The sequence below is a fragment of the Streptococcus mitis genome, from assembly GCF_002096925.1.
In the GTDB taxonomy this organism is placed as follows: Bacteria; Bacillota; Bacilli; order Lactobacillales; family Streptococcaceae; genus Streptococcus; species Streptococcus mitis_AF.
This window is the reverse complement of record NZ_NCVN01000051.1, coordinates 1-1,348: the sequence shown is the minus strand read 5'-3', so window position 1 is coordinate 1,348 and position 1,348 is coordinate 1. Positions and strand designations below refer to the sequence as shown.

At 40.0% G+C, this 1,348-nt stretch carries 1 pseudogene; it reads left to right on the top strand.

The window, feature by feature from the left end:
• Positions 1 to 1,192, top strand: a pseudogene (locus B7692_RS07425) (transposase); the annotation flags it as partial.
• Positions 1,193 to 1,348 lie beyond the last annotated feature (156 nt).

The following is a 1,348-nucleotide window of genomic DNA, read 5'->3' as shown; positions in this document are numbered from 1 at the left end:
AAAGAAAATCTAGACTACAACCGCAATCAAGTTGGTTTTTACACGCTAGACGAACTCGTTCTGCCAGACCATTTTCTTCGTCAAGTTGAGCAAGTTATCGATTTTTCCTTCATCTATGACTTGGTCGCAGATACTTACTCTGAGGATAAAGGACGTCCTAGTTTAGACCCTGTTATGCTGGTTAAAATCCCTCTCATCCAATGTTTCTACGGTATCCGTTCCATGCGCCAAACTATCAAGGACATTGAGGTCAATACCGCCTATCGCTGGTTTCTGGGTTTGAGCTTAAACGATAAGGTTCCTCATTTTACCACTTATGGCAAAAATTACAATCGTCGTTTTCAAGATAAGGAAGTAATAGAGGAAATTTTTCATTATGTTCTATCCATTGTATGGGGGCAAGGTTTGATTGACCCGACTGAGGTTTTTATTGATGGGACTCATATCAAGACCGCAGCTAATAACCACAAATATACTCATCAAGTTCTAGACAAGCAAGCTAAGTTTATGAGTAAGCAACTGGAAGTTGAGATTGACTTAGATCGGAAAAAGCACGGAAAAAAGTCGTTCGAGCCTGCAAAAGAAAGCTAGGCTGAGCCGAAGAAGACTTCTACTACCGACCTTGAAAGTGGTTGGTTTCACAAGGGAGAGCATAAGGAAGTGTTCGCCTACAATGCCCAAGTAGGGTGCGATCAGCATGGATGGGCACTAGCTTATAGTATTGATGCTGGCTATAAGACTCCAAGTATTGCAAAATTCCTCCTTGACCAAAATATTACACCTGTATTCCCTTATACTCGCCCTCGTGGAAAGAAAGGGAAGCTTAGCCCTAAGGAATTTATCTATGAGGAATACTATGACTGTTACCTTTGCCCTGAAAATCAATTGTCCTCTGTTATCCAGTTACACAGAAAGTAAGAAGAAACAGAAAGTCCTTACTCGCCATATTTGGAGGGAGTATTTAGAGGTTTGTGAGGAGATTCGGCATCAAAAGGGAAGTAAGGAACTTTACCAGAAACGTAAAGAATTGGTGGAGCGGCTTTTTGGCACAGCCAAAGAATACCACGATCTACGTTATACAAGAGAAGTGGGTAAGTCCAAAATGAAGGCAAAAGTTGGACTTACTTTGGCGTGCCTGAATATCAAAAAATTGGTAAAAGTGATGGCGGGAAGCCTTTTTATTTTTCGCTGAAAACTATTTTGATAAAGATTTTAGCCTATTTTGAGAATAGTAACGCTGAAGATATAAAAAAGACAAACATTAAAACGATGTTTGTCTTCAATCTGAAACAACGGATTTGCCGTTGTTTTTTTTGGAGATAAGGGACTATTGTCCCAGACTCTTTTT